We start from the raw sequence: 18,694 nt of genomic DNA, 5'->3' as shown, positions 1-18,694 counted from the left end.
AGAGGTCTTACCACCTTGTTACCTCATTATAAGCAAGAAATTTAATTCTTTGGAAGAGGTTTTGTTGCCATAGGCAAAAACTTTCACAATTAATTCTAAAAGCTTGTAAGGTTAACTATGGTCTATCAGGAAATTTATGCATAAAAAAACGCATCAAATTGATGCGTTTTTTTAAAGTAGAATGAAGGTTAGTCTCGACGTTCAAATGACGTAAACACTGTTTCAAAAGCTACTTGTTGATAAGTTTTTAAACCTGTATCTCTAAAATCGATAGCAACTTGAGAACGTTCCATCGTTTTTTTGATGAGCGCTGAAGCTAAAATCTCAACATCTAAATCTGCGATTAACTGAATGGCAGCTTCAAGTTTAAAGCCAATAGCGCCACCTGAAAACTTACCTTTTAATGCTCTACCTTTAATGACAACTTTTTCAACTTGATAATCTTCAAGGAATTTTGCAAAGGTAAATTGAAACTTACGCATTTCTTCTGGATCACCTGCATCACCAACGCTAATTTTAGCAACACGAGTTTTCGGGATGTCGTACAACCCCATTTGTTTCGACATGATACAAATAACTGCATCATTGCCTTTAATCTCTACACCACAAACTTTCATATAAGCTCCTGTTTTATCTTGCCGTTATTATAGAAGTTTATTGTCACAAACACAGCATTTACTTGAATTAGATAAGACATATTGCTACTTTTTCGAAAATTACTTTAAAAGCACATCCTATGACTGAAAAAGTTTGCATTGTAACGGGCGGTAGCTCGGGTATTGGCTTAGCCATTGTTCAACGATTTTTAGAGGCAAACTATCTTGTCTACAACTTAGACATGTCGCCCAGTAGTGTAGGTGAATTCAAAGCATGTGATATCAGTAATGTTGATCAAGTTAATGATATTATCAAAGCAATAGCACAAGAACATACCATTGATGCGTTAGTTTCAAATGCTGGCATTCATTTTTCAGCAACGATTGAAGATACGACAGAACAAGATCTAGAGAAGGTTTTCAATATAAATGTTAAGGGCGCATATGGCGCAATTAAAGCTGTATTACCTAATATGAAAGCGAGTAAACAAGGATCCATTGTCTTAATGGCATCTGATCAGGCTTTAGTCGGTAAGCGCAACTCTTTTGCTTACAACTTAAGTAAAAGTGCACTGGCAAGCATGGCAAAAACAACCGCTTTAGATTACGCAGCTTACAATATAAGAGCAAATGCAGTTTGCCCTGGTACCATTGAAACACCGTTGTACCATAAGGCGATAGACAACTATTGTCTGACGTCAGGTGCAGAAAAAGCTCAAGTGCATCTTGAAGAAGAAGCTCAGCAACCGATCGGGCGCTTGGGCCAACCCGAAGAGGTAGCTGAGCTGGTCTTCTTTTTGTGTACATATAAAGCAAGTTTTATCACAGGGAGTTTACAAGTTATCGATGGTGGTTATACCGCTCAATAATATCGAACTCATAAATCGGCCTTACGGTGCATAAATGAAAATTATAGACCCGCACATTCATCTATTTGATATGGAAAATGGCGACTACCAGTGGCTCAAACCAGAGAGTGGGCCGTTTTGGCCTGATAAAGATAAGATTGCACGTTCATTTGATGAGTCGGCACTATCACTCTCAAAGCCAATGCAACTTAAGGGCTTTGTTCATATTGAAGCGGGTTATGACAATCAAAAACCTTGGCGTGAACTTCAATACTTAGAAAATAGCTGTGAAGTCGCATTTAAATCAATTGCTATGCTGGATATTACAATGCCTCATCAGCTGTTTTTACAACAGTTTGAATTACTCGCGTGTAATCCGAGCTTTGTTGGAGTTCGTTATATTCTTGAAGATGTTAATGACGATTTTTTTAGCCAAAGCCATGTTTTAGAAAACCTGAAACACCTGGGTAATAAAAAGGTTATTTTTGAATTGCAATTTCCTTTTGAAAGAACGGCACTTGTTGATGAAATAATTAACCTTCTGAATGAGTACCCTGATTTTAAAATGGCTATTTGTCACGGGGGATTCGCGCCGACATCATCACAGGCGAAACAAATATGGCGAAAAAATGTCGCAAAAATCGCTAAATTTAAGCATGTTATTATTAAATGCTCTGGACAAGAAATGCTATCAACAACCCACCGTCATATCGATGCAACTCGCTTTCAAGTGCATATTGATGAGTGTATTTCACTGTTTAGCGATGAACGCGTGCTTTTAGCCAGTAACTTCCCGCTAATTTCGTTAGCAATGCCCTATAGTAATTATTGGCAAATGCTTGCTAACATGTACGCTAAGCAGCCTAAACTGTGGTCAAAACTAAGCATTGAAAATGCATTAAATTTTTACTTTCACTAACGATATAAAATCTGCATTCATCTTTTGAAAAGGATCTTTACTCACATGCATTTTAAAAAATACATTTCAACTAAGCTTATATACTTGAATCTCGATAACACTTTAAGAGATGCAAAAAAGCTATTCGACGCACACCAAATTCACCATTTACTGATTCTTGACGAAGATAAAAAGTTAGTCGGTTTAATTACCGACCGTGAACTGTATAAGCAACTTAGTCCAACCATTGGCTCAGCCAAAGAAACCCGTGAAGATGAGAGAATCCTCAGCAAAAAAGTACATTTAGTGATGACCAGAAACCCAGTTTGTTGTTTAGCTAATACTTCTTTAGGGGAAATGTCAGTACTCTTTAACGACCACCATATTTCAGCACTCCCAATAGTGAATGCAGACAAGACCGCATTAGGGATCATAACTTGGCGAGACATTTTAAGAATGCTTGCAGTTCGCTATCAAAAAAAACAGCTTGATGGTAGTCAAAATCAGGCGTAAAAACACCCTTTTCGATAGACTTTTAGCCCAAAGAAAACTATCCTTAGCCTAGCTAAATACAAGTAAATCCAAAGGTTTCATTCTCAAGAAGAGAAGTTTTTTCAGCAGTAGGTAATTAATGACATATGCAGCTATCAAAGGTTGGGGCAAATGCATGCCACCAGCTATCTTATCGAACGATGATCTTGCAACATTTTTAGAAACAAACGATGAGTGGATCACGTCTCGTACAGGAATGAAAGAGCGACGTATTTCACATGTCAATGTGAGTGAGTTAGCGCACATCGCTTGTGAACAAGCATTAGCCGTTGCAGGTAAATCAGCCCTTGATGTTGATATGATTGTTTTCGGTTCAACAACCTTTGATGAACAATGTCCAAATTCAGCATCAAACGTTCAACGCCTTTTAGGTGCCCATAATTCAGCTTGCATGGATGTAAATACCGCGTGTACCAGTGGTATGTATAGCTTAAGTGTTGCAACTGCCATGATAAAATCAGGCGCAATCAACTCAGCGTTAATTATTGGTGCTGAAGTAATTTCACGAGTCATGGAATGGTCAAATCGTGATGTTGCTGTCTTGTTTGGTGATGGCGCAGCGGCACTTTATTTGGAAGCAAGCGATGAAAAATCAGGCGTAATAGCCGAGTCATTGGGTTGCTTTGGTGAATCTAGAGATATTTTAGCGGTGCGTGGTTTAGGTGTTAAATATGCTAACCAAGATCATGTGTTAGGCAATACATGGTGGAATTTCCTTGGTCAAGATATCTTTAAAAAAGCCGTAGCAGGCATGGCGCAAGCCTGTGACAAGACATTAGAAAAACTTGAGTTTTCAAATGAAGATATCGACCTAGTAGTGCCTCATCAAGCTAACTTACGCATTATTGACTCGTTAGCGAAAAAGTTGAAAACCCCGAAAGATAAAGTATTTATCAATATAGAAAGATACGGAAACATGTCAGCAGCTACCGCGTTAGTTGCCCTTGTTGAAGCTATTGAAGAAGACAAAATCAATGCCGGAGACAATGTACTTATGCCGGCCTTCGGTGGCGGTTTAACGTGGAGCGCGCACATGTTGCACTTCAATAAAAAGCCTCAATCATCAGCACAAACTGACGTTACATTGCCTGTTTGCGAACAATCAGGCCTAGAGCTTGTTCAAGGAATTATTGAATCAAGAAAATAATTTAACCTGCCAAGCAACACATCAATCTAAGCAAATAAAAGCCTCAATCATTTATTGAGGCTTTTTTGTGAACAATAATAAGGGTTGCTGCGTATAACAGTGCAAGATGACTAAAAGAAGCTGTTATGAATTTACCAATATTTCCATTACCTATTTTCCTATTGCCGGGCGGCGTAACACAGTTAAGAGTGTTTGAGCAACGCTACCTCAACATGGTCAAAAACTGCAACCAAACGCAAGGTTTTGCAGTTCAATATCAAAATCAAATTACTAACCAGCAAGCAAATTGGGCAAGTTGGGTCGATATTATTGACTTCAATCAAGACGACAACAACATGTTGTTGATTACCGTAAAATGTAAAGACCTGGTTGATGTGACAGACTCGTATCAAAACGAAGAATTACTACTTATTGGGGACGTTAATGTAAGACCTTTCTGGCCTGAAACAAGTGTTCAAAAAAACCATGAGCTTGCCGCTGCTTTAAAACATATTTTAGACAACAGTGAAGAGATGCAATACCTTTATCCAGAAATTGTTCTCGACCTGTCATGGCTGTGTGCTCGTTGGTTAGAGATTTTACCAATAAAGTTTCAACAAAAAGACGCGCTGCTCGCACCAAGTGAACTGCAACAAGCTCAATCGTTAGTCAAAAACATTATCAACAAAACCGTTTAAAAAATGTGATCCGTTTTCGTTTTGGTCCCGTAGTACTCTTTAACATGTGTAACGAGGAACCCTCATGCAACTCATGAGTAATTCATCAAACAATTTAAAAGGGAGCTCTGATAGAGTAGTGACAAGTAACTTGTCAAAAACTCAAACGCAGAGTATACCTAGAAAGATGAACAACAAAACAGATTTAGCGCAACTAACCTTGTGGTTAGAGCAAATCGCAAAGGACAGAAATAAACAAGCTTTCACTGAAGTGTTTAAATTCTTTGCACCTAAAATCACCAATATTTGCTCGCACAAATTTAACAACCCACAATTGGCTGGCGAGGTTTTACAAGAAACCATGACCAACGTCTGGCGCAAAGCTCATCTTTTCCACTCAGATAAAGGTGCTCCAACAACTTGGGTTTATTCAATCATGCGTAATGTCAGTTTTGACATACTGCGCAAAATAAAGTCGAAAAAAGAAGATAATTTAAGTGACGACATTTGGCCGCTAATAGACAGCGACAATAGCTCTGAAGAAGGCTATGACGATCACTTAGAGAATCAACATTTAATGGCACACATAGACAAATTACCTGAAGCACAGCAACAGGTTATTAGAGGTGTTTATTTTATGGAAATGTCTCAAGAGCAATTATCAAAACAGCTCAACATTCCACTAGGCACGATAAAATCACGATTAAGATTAGGATTAGCCAAGCTCAAGCAACATATGGGAGCAGACCATGATTAAACACCACCCAAGCGAAGAATTACTTAACGAATACGTTGAAGCTAGCTTGCCTGTGTCAATGTCTGCTGCAGTTGCGATGCATATTGAAATGTGTGGCGAATGTGCTGCTAAAGTTGCAACGTTAACAGACCAAAAAGCAGAGGCGTGCTTTGAAGGTATTCACAGCAAATTTACAGAGCATGATGATATTGCAGATGTCGTCGATTTTAATTTCGATAATATGATTAATGCGATAACAGTCAACGACGCTATTGATGAAGTGAAGTCTACGCCAAAAACAACGATTAACATTAAAGGTAAATCGGTCGTTTTACCAAGAGCTATTTCCAACATGCCAACAAGCAGTTGGTCAAATATTGGTAAGCTGTCTCGCTCACGCATCGAGTTAGATGAAGGTAAAGTTAGAGCAAGTTTATTGAACATTGAACCTGGTGGCAGCGTGCCAGAGCATACCCATAAAGGTTTCGAATTGACCTTGTTATTATCAGGCAGTTTTAAAGACGATATGGGTGAATATGTTGCAGGTGACTTTATTGTTTTAGATGGTGAGCATACTCACCAGCCTGTTTCAGACGATGGTTGTTTATGTTTTACCGTGTCTGATGACGCACAACATTTTACCCAAGGTATCAACAAATTATTAAATCCTATCGCACAGTTTTTGTATTAGGGAGAATATGATGAGTAAGCCAATTAATATAGGTATTAGCGCCTGTTTAACAGGTAACCAAGTGAGATACGATGCGAGTGCTAAAACGTCACATTTTTGTGTGAAAGAGTTAGGTCAACACGTTCAATATCGTAGCTTCTGTCCTGAAGTGGCAGTAGGCTTACCCGTTCCTCGTGCGACGATTCGTCAAATAAAACAAGACGACCTTATTAAAGTTTCTCGCCCAGATGGCAGTGGAGACATTACCGATGCTTTGCAGGCATACGGTAAGCGTGTCGCGAAAGTTGCTGAAAAGTTTAGTGGCTTTATTTTCTGTGCAAAAAGTCCTAGCTGTGGCATGGAACGTGTGAAGGTATATAGTGAAGACGGTAAGGGTTCAACCTCTGACGGTGTCGGTGTATTTGCTCGCGAAATCATGAAAGCAAATCCGTTATTGCCGTGTGAAGAAAATGGCCGCCTTAACGACCCAATTATTCGTGAAAACTTTGTCGCGCGTGTTTTTGCCTACCGTATGTGGCAAGAACTCGTTGCTGAAGGTCTCACCAAGCACAAGTTAATTGAGTTTCACAGTAAATTTAAATATACCGTGATGAGCCACTCGCAAAAATCATATAAAGCGTTAGGTCAACTACTTGCTGGCAAAACAACTGATGTTGAAGCGTTAGGGGCAAAGTATATTGAAGGTTTAATGGGCGCTTTAAAGTTAAAGGCGACGCGTAAAAGCCATGCCAATACCTTGCAACACATTCAAGGCTACTTCTCTCATCATTTAACGAAACCTCAAAGAGAGGAGTTGTGCGAACAAATTAATAATTACCGTACTGGCCTGATGCCATTAATGGTGCCATTGACGCTAATTAAACACTACTTGCTGTCTTTCCCTAAACCTTATTTGGCAAGGCAATTTTACTTATCGCCTTATCCGGAGCAGTTGAAACTGCGTTACGGTTATTAAATAAAAGGGTTGCCTAACAGCAACCCTTTCGCTTTTGTTAAATTGAAATTTAAGGACGATACTTTGTTACTGTGGTTTAGAAATGATCTTCGTATCCATGACAACCCTGCATTAGCATTTGCACTAGACAATCGTGTAAAGCACGCTATTTTTATCGCTACGCCCGCCCAATGGCAACAACATCATACAGCCCCTATCAAAGTTGATTTAATTTTAAGACATGTTGCGCTACTTAAAAGCCAATTGGCACAACTTGATATTGCGCTTGAAGTGAAAATTGTTGATGATTTTTCAGACCAAGCAGGACAAATACTGGAGACCCTAACAAGCATTGGAACAAACCAACTGATTGTTAACACTGAGCTTGAGTTACGAGAACAGCAACGAGATAGCCAGATCAAAGAACAAGGCGTTGACCTAATAAGTTTTGAATCAGATGTTATTGTGCCAAAGGGGCTAATCAAAAATAATGCGGATCAAATGTTTAAAGTATTTACGCCTTTCAAAAGAGCTTGGCTAAAGTACGTATTAAACAATGGTTTTGATTATTTACCTAAAACGTCAGGTATCAGCTACAACGACATAATGCTCTCTAAATTACTTCCTAACTTAACGCGAGATGATTCTTCAAAATGGCCAGTTGCGACAGTTGTTGAGCAACATGTTATTCCTGAATTTTTGCAAACAAAAGTAGACCACTATGAAAGCCAAAGAGATATTCCGAGCATCAAAGGAACATCTGGCTTGTCAGCCTATTTAAATATCGGCGCAATTAGCCCACGCTACCTATTAACACTACTGATAAATCGTTATCCCGATATTTTACAGCAGCCTCATCAAGCATTTAGTTGGTTGAATGAGCTAATTTGGCGAGAATTTTACCGCCATTTGTTGTGGCATTTCCCAGACCTGATCAAGCACCAAAATTTTAATAATAAATACAATAACTTGCCTTGGTTAAATAATCCTGATGATATAGTCGCATGGCAACAAGGAAAAACTGGCTACCCAATTGTCGATGCCGCAATGCGACAACTCAATCAAACTGGCTGGATGCATAACCGACTTAGAATGATCGTAGCTAGCTTTTTAACTAAGCATTTATTGGTAGATTGGCGTATTGGCGAACAATACTTTATGGAGCATCTGATTGATGGTGACTTTGCCGCAAACAATGGCGGTTGGCAATGGTCTGCAGGTACAGGTTGCGATGCACAGCCCTATTTTCGAGTCTTTAACCCGATTAGCCAAAGTAAAAAGTTTGATCCGGACGGTGAGTTTATTCGTAATTATTTACCAGAGCTATCAGAAATTCCTGATAAAGAAATTCACTTTCCACATGACTATATCGCCAAACACACACTAGATTGTTACTGGCCTGCTGTGGTAGAGCACAAGCAAGCAAGAGAACGAGCGCTTGCTTTTTATAAAGACAACACGTGAAGAGCTAATGGATACTATACAAAATACCTTTATTACTGCTGATGAAACATCGAATAATGGCAATTTAGCTCATCATGGGATGCCAAACTGGTTGCAAAATTTTATCGATGTTTACCAACGATTAGGTACCGATAATTTGAACCTAATTGACACCATATATCACCCACAGGTGACTTTTAAAGATCCGATGCATTTGGTCGTTGGACTCGATGAACTCAAGCACTATTTTGATAACATTTACACGAATTTAATTAGCTGTCAGTTTGTTATTGATGAAGTTATTTATAAAGACAATAAAGCTGCGGTATATTGGCGAATGACCTTTATTCATAAAAAACTTAACTCGGCTGACCCAATAACAGTCGAGGGGCATACAAAGCTTATCGGTGAACAAGACAAAGTCATTTATCATCGTGATTACATCGATGTCGGTGCAATGCTCTATGAACATATTCCTGTTTTAGGGCGAGTTATTCGTTATATCAAAACAAGAGTGCAGTCATGAAACATGTACTAATTACAGGTGCTACATCAGGTATCGGACAATCACTAGCATTAAGCTATGCAAGCGCAGGTCATCATGTATATGCTTGCGGCCGAAATGAAGAAAAATTAACTGCGCTAGTTCGTCAGTATGAAAACATTACACCACTGAGCTTTGATATTACCGATAAAACACAAGTGAAAGCGGCATGTGCGAACATCAATGAGATTGATATCGTTATTCTTAATGCTGGTGATTGTTTATATATGGACGATCCATTGCATTTTGATAGTGAGCGTTTTGAGTTTATCATCAATACTAACTTAGTAAGCATGGGCGCTATGCTAGAGCAACTGCTTCCAAAGTTAGCACCAACAAATCGCCAGAACACGGAAAATCCACAACTGGTTTTTATCAGTTCAAGTGCAAGCTTACTGCCATTTCCAAAAGCACAAGCGTATGGCGCATCTAAAGCGGGTGTCGATTACTTAGCTAATTCATTAGCACTTGATTTAGCCAAGCATCGCATTGATGTGTGTTTAGTACACCCTGGGTTTATCAAAACCCCATTAACCGATAAAAATACCTTTGATATGCCATTTCTAATGAGTAGTGAAGAAGCGGCAGATAGAATCATCGAAGGTATTACCAAGAGAAAACGTTACCTCCAATTCCCTAAACGCTTAACAGTATTCTTGCACCTGTTATCTTCACTGCCTGCTCGTTGTTGGCAATCATTTGCTAGTAAAAGGTTATCTTAATGAAAAAAATCGCAATTATTGGTTCCGGTATATCCGGCTTAACATCAGCTTATTTATTATCGCAAAAACATGATGTGACTGTTTTTGAAAAAAATGACTACATCGGCGGTCATACGGCAACGGTTGATATAAACCATGAAGGAAGAGACTACGCGATTGATACTGGTTTTATCGTTTTTAACGATAAAACCTATCCAAACTTTCTTAAACTTTTAGCGCGTTTAGGCATTGAGAAACAAGCGACTCAAATGAGCTTTTCAGTTCATAATACTAAAAGCAAGCTCGAATATAATGGCCATAACCTCAATACATTATTTGCTCAACGCAGAAATTTGTTCAGGCCTAAGTTTTGGCGTTTGATCAAGCAAATAATTGACTTTAACAAGCTATGTAAAGCTGCATTTGAATCTGGTGATTATGACGAAACGCTCACTTTAGGCGACTTTTTAACACAACAAAACTTTAGTGACTTTTTCGCTCAACATTATATTTTACCGATGGGCGCGGCGATATGGTCAAGCTCAATTGAGCAGATGAGTCAGTTTCAATTTAAGTTCTTTGTGCAGTTCTTTCACAATCATGGCCTGTTAAATATTACTGACAGACCACAATGGTATGTAATCCCTGGTGGTTCTCGAAACTATATTGCACCACTGATTAAACCTTTTGCAGATAATATTAAGTTAAATACCAACATCTCACATATCACTCGGCTCAATGACAAAGTGCAGATCCACATCGAAGATGACAATGGCAATATAAATGAAACAGAGTTTGATGAAGTTGTACTGACCTGTCACTCAGATCAAGCCCTTGCACTACTCACCGATCATACGCAATCAGAGAAAGACGTCTTATCTGCAATGCCTTATAGTGCCAACGAAGTCGTATTACATACCGATGTAAACCTACTTCCTCAAAGAAAAACAGCCTGGGCAAGTTGGAACTATCAATTGGTTGATGATCGCTCTAAACCAGCAAGCGTGACTTACAACATGAACATATTACAAGGGCTTTCAAGTGACACGACCTTTTGTGTAACACTTAATCAAAGTGACGCAATATCATCTGACAAAATTTTGAGAAAGTTTATTTATCATCACCCTATTTTTAGTATCGAGTCGATGAAAGCACAGCAGCAACGCTCAGTAATTTGTGGTCATAATAATACTCACTTTGCAGGTGCATACTGGTATAACGGCTTTCATGAAGACGGTGTTAGAAGCGCTGTTGAAGTCGCTAAACGCTTTGACTGCAGCTTATAGCGAAACATCATGAATTCACAACAAAGCCAAAGCGCAATATACCAAGGCCAAGTAAGGCATCGTCGATTCTTCCCAAAGAAGAATGCCTTTACCTACAACTTGTATATGTTAGCGCTTGATCTTGATGATATCGAAAATGACAACATAGACATGGGTGTACTCGGCACCAGTTGGTTTCGCCCTATTCGCTTTGTCGAAAAAGATTATGTCAATAGTGAACCAGGTGATTTAAAAAACCGTATTAAATCAAAAGTGAATTCCTTGGGTAGTATTTGGCAGGGCGGCAAAGTTGTCATGTTAGTGCAAGCGAGATGCTTTGGACTCTATTTTAGCCCTGCAAATTTTTTCTTCTGTTTTGATAAACAAGGAAAATGCCAATATATGCTAGCGGAAGTTAGCAACACGCCTTGGAATAAACGTCATTACTACGTGGTAGACTTAAATATGCATCAGGTGACTGACAAAGACTTTCATGTTTCACCTTTTTTAGACATAGCCATGCAGTATCACTGGCGTGTAAAACCACCAGTAGAAGACGATAAAAACTTGTTAATTCACATTGAAAATATAACTGATGATAAAGCGGAGAAAATATTCGACGCAACACTGGCATTAAAGCGAGTGGACTTCAGTCAAAAGAATTTACTGAAAGTGTGGGCAACATTACCTCACATGACATTAAAAATTGTCACCGGTATTTATTTTCAAGCATTAAAGCTATTTATGAAACGCGTACCATTTATACCGTACCAAACAAAAAGAAATGAGCAATAAGCGCGAGAGGACGATATGGAATCGATTGCAAATATACAGCCTGAAATAAAACTAAACTGGTTAACAAAGCGTTGCCGTTCATTGGTTTTTAACGCTTTAGGCAAACTAGATAATGACGTAATAGAAGTTTTCGAAGGCAATCAAGTTTCACGCTTTGGTGCTGTAGCAGATGACATAATATCAAATCAACGCCACGCAACTATCATCATTAATGATGCAAGTGCCTATGTAGATTTTGTTAAAGGTGGCAGTATTGGCGTTGCTGAAGCATTTATAGAAGATAAATGGCACAGCCCGAACTTAACAGAAGTCATCCGAATATTCGCCCGTGCACAGCAAATTACCGATAATATAGACAGCAACAAATCTTTACTGTCTCGACTAAAAGCACGGTTGTTTCACCGTTTAAATCGAAATTCTCTTAAAGGTTCAAAGAAGAACATTGTCGCTCATTACGATTTAGGCAACGAACTTTATACCCGCTTTCTGGATAAAAGCATGATGTATTCATCAGCTATTTACCCACAAGACAATGCGAGTCTTGCAGAGGCACAATTTCATAAGCTAGATACCATTTGTCAAAAGTTAGCACTGACTGAACACGATCATGTCATAGAAATTGGCACTGGGTGGGGCGGGCTTGCTATTCACATGGCAAAGCATTACGGCTGTAAAGTGACCACAACCACAATTTCTGAAGAACAATTTGATTACGCGCAAGCAGAAGTAAAAGCACAAGGTTTAACCGACAAAATAACCTTGTTAAAAGACGACTACCGTGATTTAACCGGGCAATATGACAAACTTGTTTCTATCGAAATGATTGAAGCGGTAGGTCATGAATATCTAGAGAGTTTCTTTCAGCAATGTAATGCGTTGGTCAAACCGCAAGGTAAGTTATTAATCCAAGCGATCACTATCGCCGATCAAAGGCTTGATCACTACCTGAACAATGTTGATTTCATTCAACGTTATATTTTCCCAGGTGGTTTTTTACCGTCGATTACGTTGCTTTCTGAACAATTATGTCAGCATACCAATATGGTGATGGAATCATTGAGTGACATCGGTTTAGATTACGCTAAAACACTTGCCCATTGGCGTGAAAACTTTTTAGCTAACTGGCAAGAAATCAGTCAACATGGTTACGATGAAAACTTTAAGCGACTATGGCTATATTACTTTGCATATTGTGAAGGCGCCTTTTTAGAGCGTGCCACGTCTACTGTGCATATTGTTGCTCGTAAGCCAAACTTTTAATAATGCTCGCCATGTTAGATAAACACACGTTTTTTTGACATGGCGAAGTTACATATAAACCCGACTCCAATCCCCACTAAAAACGCTAAGGCAAGAACCCCTGTCGTCAGTAGCACCAATTGAAAGCAAATAAAATTGAGCACAAACGCGCCACATGCTGCTAAACAATGTTTAGATAACTGATTGATAGCAGAAGACTTCTCAGCGTCTGAAAACGTGTAGTAACGATTACCCAGCCACGTAACAAGCATAGCAATAATAAACGCTAGAATGCGAGCGGTATTAATTTCAACTACCGTTTGAGCTGACATCGCCTGCATTATCAACATGAAACTTGAGGCATCGACAGCAAATCCAATCATACCAATTAAAGCAAAACGAAATAGTAGCTCCATTCAACAACACTCAACATCAAATAAGACTAGCTTAACGTTAAGTTAGTCTAAAAAACGTCAATACTTTTTACGACATTTTTTGGACATGCCCTGCCCTAGAATGCGAGCAACTTAGTTATAAGGTCGTTTTTATGCAATTAGTTTCCGTCATGCAAAGCTTTCAAGAACAGCCAGAGCAACAAGGCAATATTACCCTGTCAATCATCGTGCCTGTTTACAATGAACAAGCCATGTTAGCGATGTTTCATCATGAGCTTGCACAAACATTAGCGCTGTTGCCAAAAGAGCAAATTGAAGTCATTTATGTAAACGATGGCAGTACAGACAACAGCTGGAAGATTATGCAAAGTCTTCCCCCAATTCACGCCAATATAGAGCTTGTCAATTTGAGCCGTAATTTTGGTAAAGAAGCAGCGATGACAGCAGGGTTAGATTTATGCCGCGGACAATCAGCTATTTTGCTTGATGCAGATCTTCAAGATCCGCCCAACTTGATACCACAAATGCTAAACAAATGGCGAGAGGGTTTTGATGTTGTCAACATGCGCCGCAGTGACCGCCAAGGTGAATCAGCATTTAAGAAAGCTTGTGCCCACATCTACTATCGATTATTACGCAAACTATCTGACGTAGAAATAGCAACTGACGTTGGTGACTTTCGACTACTTTCTCGCCGTGTAATCGATGACATAAAGAAACTGAGTGAGAAAAATCGCTATATGAAGGGGATCATGTCTTGGCCTGGCTACAAACAAACATGCCTCACCTTTGATAGACCAGAGCGTGTTGCTGGTGATACTAAGTGGTCATTTATTCAATTAGTGCAACTTGGCTTAGCAGGCATCACCTCTTTTAGCGTAAAGCCATTAAAAATTGCTACGTGGTTAGGTGGTATTGTCTCTATCGGTGCGTTTGTCTACAGTGCCATTGTTCTATTTCAAGCCCTGTTTTTTCAAAACAGTGTCGCTGGATACCCTTCTTTAATGCTCATTCAACTATGGTTAGGCGGCGCTCAACTTATGGCAATTGGATTACTGGGCGAATATGTCGGAAGAATTTTTACCGAAAGTAAGCAACGCCCTATTTATATCGTAATGGATAACCACTCGACCCCCTCTTTAAAAGTTTCACGTTCAGGTGGGTAAAAACATGATTCTATCAACTAAAGAACAACGCTATTTTTTAATGCTCATCATAGCAATAATTGCCGTTCGTTTACTATCGCTTGGCTTGTACCCCTTATATGACACTACAGAGGCTAGGTATGGTGATATGGCGCGCATGATGGCTAGCACTAATAATTATTTGACACCGATGTTTAATGAGTTAACGCCTTTTTGGGGTAAACCGCCTTTGCATACTTGGGCAACCTCCCTCAGCTTTGAACTCTTTGGCGTTCACGAGTTTAGCGCTCGGCTACCACATTTTGCAGCAAGTTTAGTAACAATCTTATTCACTTTTAGCTTTACTAAGCGTTGGTTTAATCAATCAACGGCAATTACTAGCGTACTCATGCTTTGCTCAATGATAGGTTTTATTGTGGGCGGCGCAATGGTTATGACTGACGCGATACTCATGCTTTCAATAACACTAGCGATGGCCTCTTTTTGGTTAAACTACCAGAACAAATCCCATATTGCGGGATTGCTATTTTTCGTCGCGATGGCAATGGGTATGCTAGTAAAAGGTCCTGTTTCAGTTGTTATCATAGGCATAGCATTAGTGGTTTGGTCTCTTTATCAAGGTTGCCTATTACCTGCGATTAAATCTTTACCTTGGCTTTCTGGACTCTTAATATTTGCCTTGCTTGCCCTGCCTTGGTATCTGATGGCTGAACAAGCAACCCCGGGGTTTTTACATTACTTTTTATGGGGTGAACATGTACTTAGGTTTATTGAGCCGGGCTGGCAAGGTGACTTATACGGTAGTGCCCATGATGAAGCAAAAGGTACAATTTGGCTTTTCTGGCTCGCCATGGCATTTCCTTGGTCGTTTATTCTTGTAGCAAGAATCATTAGACAACCTAAAAAATCAGTAAAGGCGCTGAGACAACGGACATTGCAACCAATCAATAGCTATCTTGTAGCGTGGGCACTTGCGCCAATGCTATTGTTTACCTTAGCTGGCAATATTCTACCTGCTTATGTAATGCCAGCACTGCCAGCATTGGCAATACTTTGCGCGCAAGCCATTAAACAAAAACAACTCATAAAAATTGCCGCTGTCATATCACTACTGATGCTTATCACCATTTTAGGCTATGTATGTTCAGGGCAGTGGAGCAAGATATCTCATGCTCAATTATTAAAAAATGTTCCAGACAATCAATCAGTTTATTACTGGAAAAAGCGCCCTTTTTCTGCCAGCTTTTATAGCAAGGGGAACGCTAGAGTTGTCGATAATTATCAGCAGTTGGCAACGCTAATAGCGCTACGAAATGTGTTGATTGCCGTGAAAAACAGTGAAAGTGAGGCGTTTTCGATCGTTATGTCTGCCTGCACCAGTAAATTGGTAGTGCAAAGATATTCCTTATTTTATTGTAGTTAGTCATACTGATTTGAGGCAACATTAAAGTACAATCATGAAGTTACTATTAGTAGAAGACAGCAAAGAAGTCGCAGAAATAATCTATGAATATTTCGATGGCGATGAATACGATCTTGATTATGCAGCAACTGGGACGCTTGGCTTAACTTTAGCCCAAGAAAATCAGTATGACTGTATTATCTTAGATCTCATGTTGCCAGGTATTGATGGTTTAACAATTTGTCAAACGATCAGGGCAGAAGGCATTAGCACCCCTGTTATTATGCTTACGGCAAGAGACACAAACAAGGATATGTTAAAGGGGCTGCAAACTGGCGCTGATGACTATATCGTAAAGCCCTTTGATTTAGCGCTTCTTGAAGCAAGAATTATTGCTGTATTAAGGCGCAGTAAGGGGACTGGTTTTAATCAATCCTTAAGTGTTGGTGAGCTTTCGCTCAATTTAAAGACACACACCGTTATGCGTGAGCAGCAACTGATAAAACTAAATCCTAGCTGCTTTAAAATTTTAACTTTACTGTGCCAGCGCTCGCCTGAAATTGTTAGTCGGGAAGACATCGAGAAAAAACTTTGGGCAGATGAACCACCAGACCAAGATGTTTTACGAAAACACATTTATCAATTGCGCACAAAAGTAGATAAACCCTTTGATGTTGAAATGATAAAAACGATTCCTAAGTTGGGTTACAAAATTGAATAATAAAATGTCGATTTCTATTACACAGACGATTAGTCGAGCGTTCATTTTTGGTACGTTAATCTTACTCGCTGTCAATTGGATAATCTTTCGTTCCGCTATTTTGATTACAGAAAACACCGTTAATACTAAGCGCCTTAACGAGGTCAGCGAATACCATTTAAATTATTATCGAGATGGCGGCAAAGGCACTAAACAAGTTGACTCACTCACCATAAGTTATGATGAGTTCGCTAGCTTGCCAAACATTATTCAAACGCACTTACCTGAAAGCTGGCTAGGTGCACAATCGATGCATTTTGATGAAGATGATAGCGAATATGTCATCGTCGCAAAGAAAATTGATAAGCAAACCTATTACCTAGTAGAAAACAGTCGCGCATCAGAGTGGAGTGATGATGTATTTTTAATGATTGAGCTAGCCGTTATTGCTGGCGGTTTGTTTTTGGTTTTATGTGCTAGGTTTTACATCGTGGCCGCCGCCAACAAAATATCTTTACCATTTCGCTCTCTGGCTAAACAATTAGACAGCGATGAAGCGAAATCATTTGAAGCGTTAACTGTTGAAGGTCACGCCACCATAGAGTTAAAACAAACGGTAACGGCGATTAATGATTATCGCCAATCAATTGCTCGTTCTATCACCAGAGAAAAATCCTTTACCCGTTATGTTTCCCATGAATTGCGCACGCCAATGACCGTAATAAAAGGTGCTACTAGTTTATTGAACCGCCTTGAAAACGAAAAAGTTAGCATTCAGACCTCGCGCATCAGCAAAGCCGTTGATGATATGAATGAGTTAACACAAACATTGTTATTACTGGCACGAGAAAGTAATGACGATGACGGTGAAATTGTTGTTGATGACAAGCTTATAGAACAGGAATTACATGATATCGACACCTACATTCAAAGTAATGAATGCCAAGTAGATTATCAGATACTCTCTGCATTTCGATTGCCCGTGCAACCAACGTTATTCAAAACGTTGTTTAAAAATTTATTGATCAATGCCGTAAATAGCACGGCCAAAGGTCAGGTATCTATTTTTTTAGATGAAAACCAACTGAGTATTATAGATAACGGTATTGGCTTAGAAGCGCAAAGTAGAGGCTACCAAGGTTTTGGTATTGGTTTAGTCATTGTTGAGGATATTTGCCAAAAATATGGCTGGCAGTTTTCGTTAGTAAATAACGATACCCAAGGCTGCACGGCGAAAGTGACGTTTCATTAAAACCATCAATACAACTAACATGAATAATCGCTTAACAACGCTAAAAACTAATAAAGTGTTTTAAACGACTATATTGGAGCAGTTGAAAGCATTTTAGCTTTCTCAGTAAACGATATTTACGCTTTATAAACCGGCTTGGTAAGAAAAGCACAATCAAAAATAACAAGATAAATTTACCCGTCATCCAAATCATGTGCGCCTCACTTTGAATCTTATTGAGATCTTTTTTTAGTTAGCTTGATTTAATAGCGCTAAAAATGTTTCGCCAAAGAGCTCTTTGCCCAGAGATTCATCCTCGAATTTTTCGTTGATTGTCGATAAAAATTGATGAACACCGATTGCCGCCTGCTCAGATGAACCTTTGCTGCAGACTTGCGAGAACAGCATTTCCATTACGCGCCTAAACTTACCATCTTCACTATGTAACGCGACAATCCACGATTGATAAAAAGCTTCTTTTGATTGCCAGTCTAACTGTGACACCACCAAGGGCAATACCTTACCTTTGAGCGCATTTGAAAAATCATTATGGCTCGGGTAATAACGTTGAATGGCACCTCGACTCGTGCCGAACGCTTCAGCTACAGAGGCATAAGAAATAGCATGCCAGCCATGTTGCCAAAAAATATTTAGCACTATCTCATCTAGTTGCTGCTTTTTTTGCTCTCGCTCTTTCGCTGAAATCTTTGCCATATTTATGAATTACATTGTCACTCAATGGATACATTGTATGCAAAGTAAACAAGAACTCAACG

The 18,694-nt window shown here is 39.3% G+C and carries 21 protein-coding genes; 18 read left to right on the top strand and 3 right to left on the bottom strand.

What is annotated here, in order from left to right:
• Positions 1 to 188 precede the first annotated feature (188 nt).
• On the bottom strand, positions 189 to 617 hold the full coding sequence (locus tag QQK02_RS15590) for a DUF3010 family protein (RefSeq protein ID WP_284209066.1): 429 nt from the start codon (positions 615 to 617) through the stop codon (positions 189 to 191).
• A 119-nt stretch (positions 618 to 736) separates the two neighbouring features.
• Between QQK02_RS15590 and QQK02_RS15585 the strand changes: the two genes are divergently transcribed.
• From QQK02_RS15585 to QQK02_RS15520, 14 genes are all read left to right on the top strand, one after another.
• The gene (locus QQK02_RS15585) at positions 737 to 1,465 is read left to right on the top strand and encodes an SDR family NAD(P)-dependent oxidoreductase (RefSeq protein WP_284209065.1); all 729 of its coding nucleotides are present in this window, start codon (positions 737 to 739) and stop codon (positions 1,463 to 1,465) included.
• Positions 1,466 to 1,499: 34 nt separating this feature from the next.
• Positions 1,500 to 2,363 (top strand): amidohydrolase family protein, encoded by an 864-nt coding sequence (locus QQK02_RS15580; protein WP_284209064.1) that lies wholly within the window; start codon positions 1,500 to 1,502, stop codon positions 2,361 to 2,363.
• A 45-nt stretch (positions 2,364 to 2,408) separates the two neighbouring features.
• Complete coding sequence (locus QQK02_RS15575) at positions 2,409 to 2,855, top strand: CBS domain-containing protein (RefSeq protein ID WP_284209063.1); 447 nt, start codon at positions 2,409 to 2,411, stop codon at positions 2,853 to 2,855.
• A 118-nt stretch (positions 2,856 to 2,973) separates the two neighbouring features.
• Complete coding sequence (locus QQK02_RS15570; RefSeq protein ID WP_284209062.1) at positions 2,974 to 4,041, top strand: ketoacyl-ACP synthase III; 1,068 nt, start codon at positions 2,974 to 2,976, stop codon at positions 4,039 to 4,041.
• Positions 4,042 to 4,166: 125 nt separating this feature from the next.
• On the top strand, positions 4,167 to 4,718 hold the full coding sequence (locus tag QQK02_RS15565) for an LON peptidase substrate-binding domain-containing protein (RefSeq protein WP_284209061.1): 552 nt from the start codon (positions 4,167 to 4,169) through the stop codon (positions 4,716 to 4,718).
• Between the two features lie 166 nt (positions 4,719 to 4,884).
• A complete protein-coding gene (locus tag QQK02_RS15560; protein WP_284209060.1) occupies positions 4,885 to 5,454 on the top strand; it encodes a sigma-70 family RNA polymerase sigma factor in 570 nt (189 codons plus the stop codon).
• Positions 5,447 to 6,124 (top strand): ChrR family anti-sigma-E factor, encoded by a 678-nt coding sequence (locus QQK02_RS15555; RefSeq protein WP_284209058.1) that lies wholly within the window; start codon positions 5,447 to 5,449, stop codon positions 6,122 to 6,124. Before QQK02_RS15560 ends, QQK02_RS15555 begins: the two co-directional genes overlap by 8 nt.
• Positions 6,125 to 6,131: 7 nt before the next feature.
• On the top strand, positions 6,132 to 7,079 hold the full coding sequence (locus QQK02_RS15550) for a YbgA family protein (protein WP_284209057.1): 948 nt from the start codon (positions 6,132 to 6,134) through the stop codon (positions 7,077 to 7,079).
• 63 nt (positions 7,080 to 7,142) lie between these two features.
• Positions 7,143 to 8,522 carry a deoxyribodipyrimidine photo-lyase gene (gene phrB / locus QQK02_RS15545; RefSeq protein WP_284209056.1) on the top strand — a complete coding sequence of 460 codons (1,380 nt, stop codon included), beginning with the start codon at positions 7,143 to 7,145 and terminating at the stop codon, positions 8,520 to 8,522.
• A 7-nt stretch (positions 8,523 to 8,529) separates the two neighbouring features.
• Complete coding sequence (locus tag QQK02_RS15540; RefSeq protein ID WP_284209055.1) at positions 8,530 to 9,027, top strand: nuclear transport factor 2 family protein; 498 nt, start codon at positions 8,530 to 8,532, stop codon at positions 9,025 to 9,027.
• Positions 9,024 to 9,767, top strand: a complete 744-nt coding sequence (locus QQK02_RS15535; RefSeq protein ID WP_284209054.1) for an SDR family NAD(P)-dependent oxidoreductase — start codon at positions 9,024 to 9,026, stop codon at positions 9,765 to 9,767. The genes QQK02_RS15540 and QQK02_RS15535 overlap by 4 nt, the downstream gene beginning before the upstream one ends.
• Positions 9,767 to 11,032: an NAD(P)/FAD-dependent oxidoreductase gene (locus QQK02_RS15530; RefSeq protein WP_284209053.1), complete on the top strand. Its 1,266-nt coding sequence runs from the start codon at positions 9,767 to 9,769 to the stop codon at positions 11,030 to 11,032. Before QQK02_RS15535 ends, QQK02_RS15530 begins: the two co-directional genes overlap by 1 nt.
• 9 nt (positions 11,033 to 11,041) lie before the next feature.
• Positions 11,042 to 11,806 carry a DUF1365 domain-containing protein gene (locus QQK02_RS15525; protein WP_284209052.1) on the top strand — a complete coding sequence of 255 codons (765 nt, stop codon included), beginning with the start codon at positions 11,042 to 11,044 and terminating at the stop codon, positions 11,804 to 11,806.
• A gap of 15 nt (positions 11,807 to 11,821) precedes the next feature.
• The gene (locus tag QQK02_RS15520) at positions 11,822 to 13,066 is read left to right on the top strand and encodes an SAM-dependent methyltransferase (protein WP_284209051.1); all 1,245 of its coding nucleotides are present in this window, start codon (positions 11,822 to 11,824) and stop codon (positions 13,064 to 13,066) included.
• Between the two features lie 14 nt (positions 13,067 to 13,080).
• Here QQK02_RS15520 and QQK02_RS15515 read toward each other — a convergent pair whose 3' ends face one another.
• Positions 13,081 to 13,461: a GtrA family protein gene (locus tag QQK02_RS15515; protein ID WP_284209049.1), complete on the bottom strand. Its 381-nt coding sequence runs from the start codon at positions 13,459 to 13,461 to the stop codon at positions 13,081 to 13,083.
• A 131-nt stretch (positions 13,462 to 13,592) separates the two neighbouring features.
• Between QQK02_RS15515 and QQK02_RS15510 the strand changes: the two genes are divergently transcribed.
• The 4 genes from QQK02_RS15510 to QQK02_RS15495 are packed head-to-tail and all read left to right on the top strand — an operon-like array spanning position 13,593 to position 17,939.
• Entirely contained in the window at positions 13,593 to 14,606 is a 1,014-nt protein-coding gene (locus QQK02_RS15510; protein ID WP_284209048.1) for a glycosyltransferase family 2 protein, read from the top strand.
• 4 nt (positions 14,607 to 14,610) lie between these two features.
• The gene (locus tag QQK02_RS15505; RefSeq protein WP_284209046.1) at positions 14,611 to 16,008 is read left to right on the top strand and encodes an ArnT family glycosyltransferase; all 1,398 of its coding nucleotides are present in this window, start codon (positions 14,611 to 14,613) and stop codon (positions 16,006 to 16,008) included.
• A gap of 34 nt (positions 16,009 to 16,042) precedes the next feature.
• Positions 16,043 to 16,708, top strand: a complete 666-nt coding sequence (locus QQK02_RS15500) for a response regulator transcription factor (RefSeq protein ID WP_284209045.1) — start codon at positions 16,043 to 16,045, stop codon at positions 16,706 to 16,708.
• 4 nt (positions 16,709 to 16,712) lie between these two features.
• Entirely contained in the window at positions 16,713 to 17,939 is a 1,227-nt protein-coding gene (locus QQK02_RS15495) for a sensor histidine kinase (RefSeq protein WP_284209044.1), read from the top strand.
• Between the two features lie 228 nt (positions 17,940 to 18,167).
• On the opposite strand, the gene QQK02_RS15490 is transcribed toward QQK02_RS15495, so the two are convergent.
• On the bottom strand, positions 18,168 to 18,632 hold the full coding sequence (locus QQK02_RS15490; protein ID WP_284209043.1) for a TetR family transcriptional regulator: 465 nt from the start codon (positions 18,630 to 18,632) through the stop codon (positions 18,168 to 18,170).
• Between the last annotated feature and the right edge of the window lie 62 nt (positions 18,633 to 18,694).

The organism is Thalassotalea eurytherma (assembly GCF_030161415.1).
Taxonomy (GTDB): Bacteria; Pseudomonadota; Gammaproteobacteria; order Enterobacterales; family Alteromonadaceae; genus Thalassotalea_G; species Thalassotalea_G eurytherma.
The sequence above is the reverse complement of the archived record's forward strand: the minus strand, read 5'-3'. Positions and strand labels throughout refer to the sequence as shown.